Raw genomic sequence first — 3,721 nt, 5'->3', positions numbered from 1 at the left:
GGGAAGGTCAGCGACCTGGCGTGGATGCTGGTGTCACCGGTGGTCCTGGCGCTGCTGCTGACCCCGGTGCTGTCGCTGATACCGGTGCTGCGGCTGCGCGGGGACCGGCCCGCGATCGCGGGGCTGGCGGCGACGGGCGCGATGTTCGCCTTCGCGAAGTCCGGCCCGTGGGGCGGCGAGGTCGCTTCGGCGGTCTGGTCGTGGAGCGGGGTGCCGAGCCGGATCCAGGGCGACCGGAGCGACCTGGTGGCGCTGCCGGCGCTGGGGGTCTCCTGGTGGCTGTGGAAGCGCTCGCGTGCCGTCGGGCGGTCGTGGCGCCCGACGGCGGCCGTCGCCGTGCCGCTGGCCGTGGTGGCGATGGTGGCCACCGGGCAGTCGCCACAGACAGGCCCGGAGCGGCCTGTGCTGTGGAGCAGGGGCGGGCAGACACTGCTCGACACCCCGGGGAAGCGGTGGATCACCGAGGACGGCGGCGCGACCTGGAGGCGGACGAAGCAGAGCCGCTCGGACCGGCCCCGCCCCGACCGTAGCCAGCCGCAGAACGGCCAGTGCGCGGAGTCCCGACCCCGGTTGTGCTTCCGGCTCCGCGACGCCACCTCGCCGGTGGAGGCGAGTGAGGACGGCGGCTTCAGCTGGCACATGGTCCACGACCCCGGAATGCCGTGGCGCCGGCCTTCGCGTCCGACCCCTGGCTCGGAGCCGCCCTCGTCCTCCCTGCCCGAGGTGTCCTCCCCGTCCGGTACCCCTTCCCCGTCCGTGTCACCGACCGACGTCCTGGAGCCCTACGGCGCCGAGCTGCTCGTCCTCGAGGCGCCCGAGGGCTGGGTGGTACTGGCCAACTACCCGAAAGCCGGACTGCTGCGCGGGACGCCCGACGGCGTATGGACACAGCAGCAGTATCCCGATCGCAGTACCTTCGTCGCCCCCGAGCAGCCCCGCCGCTGGGCGCTGGGGCTGCCCGTCGCGGTGGCCGCCGGGTTCGCGGGCATGCTGGCGGTCGCGGCCGCCTGGCTGCTGGGTTCCGCCGCACCCGGCGAGCGCCGACGGGAACTGGCGCTCCTGCTGCTCCGTCAGGTGCTCTGCCTGTTCTGGGTCCAGCTCGCCGCCTGGCTGTGCGGCGGCGAGCTGCTGTGGAAGGTGCCCGGGGTGCTGCCGGCGGGAGTGTTGACGGTGGGGCTGCTGCCGTTGCTCTGGTTCCTGCGGCGCGGCCCGAATCCGGGGCGACGCCGACTCCGCGCCCTGTCTGCGTTCGCGGCGGGGAGTGCGGTGGTGGCGCTTCTGCCCTACCTCCTGTGGGCCGCGCACCGGACGTCGGCCTGGTCGCAGGCCTCGGGTCTGACTGTCGGCTGGGCCCTGTTCACCACCCTGGCCGGCGCGGCCGTCGGCGCCCTCACCCGGCCCCCAGCCGCCCGTCCGGACGGTCCTCAGGGTCCGGCCGCCCCGGGACTTTCGGCCCCGGGAGCCTGAGCCCCGGACGGCGCCGCGTCCAGCAGGACCTGGCCCGCCGCAGTGCGGTGGTAGAGCACCGAGCGGCCCGCCCGGCGGCGCAGGGCGAGCCCGGCCTCGCGCAGGATGCGCAGATGGCGGCCGACCGAGCCCAGCGGCAGGCCGGTCAGGGCGACCAGCTGACTGGTGGTCTTCGGGGGGTCGAGCGCGACGAGCAGCTCGGCCCGGCCCCGCCCCAGCAGCGCGGCCAGCGCCTCCGGCACCGAAGGTCCGGCCCCGTCGACCAGTACGCCCGAGCACGGGTAGACCACCGCGTACCGGCGCCCGGGCCGCGCGCGCCGCCCGTCCACCGTCGGCACGTCCCAGCAGAGCCAGCTCTGCGTCGGCGTGACCGGCACGAACAGCAGCTCGGCGGCGGTGAGTTCGCGCGGTTCAGCGGCGGGGGCGGCGGCAGGTTCGGCGCCGGTCCGCAGGCCGTCGCCGCCGAGCCAGCGCATCCCCGGCCGCAGGTCGCCCAGCGCCGCCGCCCAGCCGCCCGAGCCGAGGGCGGCGGTGCGGGCCAGGATGTCCGCCTCGATGATCCGCCGGCGGCGTGCCCAGTCCGGTTCGACGGTCTCCGACCACACCCAGGACAGCAGCTCGGCGGCGCGCTCGGCGAGGTCCTCGTGCCGCAGCAGGAGCGGCGGCAGGGCCGATTCGTCGGCGGCGCCCAGGGTCTCGGCCAGGTCGGCCCGGACGACGGCCGGGGGCGTCGCCCGGACCTCCGCGAGCTCGCGGGCGAACAGCGCCGCCGCGTCCGGCATCGGCGCCGCCGCCCCTGGCGCCGCCGCCCCCGGTGTCGGCGTGAGGAAGGTCGCGTTCCAGCGCGGACCCAGCGCCGTCCGGACCAGCACGGCGGCGACCGGGTCGGCGGCCAGCCGCTCCCGGTAGCGGGGGAGCGCGGCCGCCAGCCACCGCCGCTCGCCGGGGTGGGCGCCCGTGCTCCGGTGGAGGGTCTTCAGCGCCGCGACCGTCTCGGCCAACGGGGACAGCGCGAACCGACTCCCCGCGAGCGTGTCCGCGTCCATTTGCCACCGGTCCACGTCCCGACCCGCCCCTCCCGAACCTCTCGCACCCCTTGCACCTCACGCACCTTTCGCGCCTGGGCGAAAAGCTAACGCGCCGCCGCCCGGGCCGGAAAGACTCCGCCGCATGCGCACCTACCGGGAGCTGTTCCACGAGCGCGAGTTCACCGCGCTGTTCCTGTTCTCCGCCGCCCAGACGGCGGCCCAGACCGTCGGCGGGCTCGCGCTCGGCGTGCTGGTGTTCCGGCGGACGGACTCGCCGTTGCTGGCGGCGCTGGCCATGTTCGGCCCGGCCTTCGCCCAACTGCTCGGCGCGGCCACGGTCCTGTCGGCTGCCGACCGGCTCCCGCCGCGCGCCGCGCTGACCGGCCTCGGCGTGCTGCTGGCCCTCGGCACGGCCGTCCAGGCGGTGCCCGGCCTGCCGCCCTGGGCGCTGTTCCCCGTGCTGCTCGCCCTCGGGGTGGCGGGCGCGGCGGGCGGCGGGGTGCGCTACGGGCTGCTCCACGAACTGCTGAGCCGGGACGGTTATCTGCTGGGCCGCTCCGCGCTGGGCCTGGCCTCCGGGCCGGTCCAGATCGGCGGCTTCGCGGTCGGCGGTGCGCTGGTGGCCGCCCTCACACCGTCCGGCGCGCTGCTCACGGCTGCCGCCCTGCACCTGCTGTCCGCCGGTGCGGCGCGGGCCGGGCTGCGTCGGCGCCCGCCCCGGGCCGCCGGGCGGCCGTCCGTCGCCGCGACGTGGCGGGCCAACGCACGGCTGTGGTCCTCCGCTCCGCGCCGGTGCGTCTACCTCGCGCTGTGGGTGCCGAACGGGCTGGTCGTGGGCGTCGAGGCGCTCTACGTGCCGTACCGGCCGGACGCGGCCGGCCTGCTGTTCGCGGTCGGGGCGCTGGGCATGCTGGTCGGGGACGTCCTCGTCGGCCGGGTGCTGCCCGCACACCGGCGGGAGGGGCTGGCCGTCCCGCTGTGCGTCCTGCTGGCCGCGCCGTACCTGGGGTTCGCGCTGGAGCCGGGCCTGCCGGTCGCGGCGGCGCTGGTCGCCGTGGCCACCGTCGGGTACGGGGCGGGGCTGCTGCTCCAGGAACGGCTGGTCGCGCTGACGCCGCCCGAGCTGAGCGGGCAGGCGCTCGGCCTGCACGGTTCCGGCATGCTGGCGATGCAGGGGGTCGGCGCGGCGGTGGCGGGCGCGTTCGCCGAACTGACCTCGGCCACCA

General features: G+C 76.9%; 3 protein-coding genes. 2 read left to right on the top strand and 1 reads right to left on the bottom strand.

The features are described from left to right. A partial coding sequence (locus VR45_RS29660; protein WP_234326300.1) for a hypothetical protein occupies positions 1 to 1,467 on the top strand: 1,467 nt, incomplete at its 5' end. On the opposite strand, the gene VR45_RS29655 is transcribed toward VR45_RS29660, so the two are convergent. Continuing rightward, positions 1,425 to 2,528 (bottom strand): winged helix-turn-helix domain-containing protein, encoded by a 1,104-nt coding sequence (locus VR45_RS29655; protein ID WP_107084313.1) that lies wholly within the window; start codon positions 2,526 to 2,528, stop codon positions 1,425 to 1,427. The genes VR45_RS29660 and VR45_RS29655 overlap by 43 nt on opposite strands. Positions 2,529 to 2,637: 109 nt before the next feature. On the opposite strand from VR45_RS29655, the gene VR45_RS29650 reads away from it, so the two are divergent. Beyond that, a partial coding sequence (locus VR45_RS29650) for a hypothetical protein (protein ID WP_045942946.1) occupies positions 2,638 to 3,721 on the top strand: 1,084 nt, incomplete at its 3' end.

Source organism: Streptomyces sp. NRRL S-495, from assembly GCF_000966955.1.
Taxonomy (GTDB): domain Bacteria; phylum Actinomycetota; class Actinomycetes; order Streptomycetales; family Streptomycetaceae; genus Kitasatospora; species Kitasatospora purpeofusca.
This window is presented reverse-complemented; position numbering and strand designations above follow the sequence as displayed.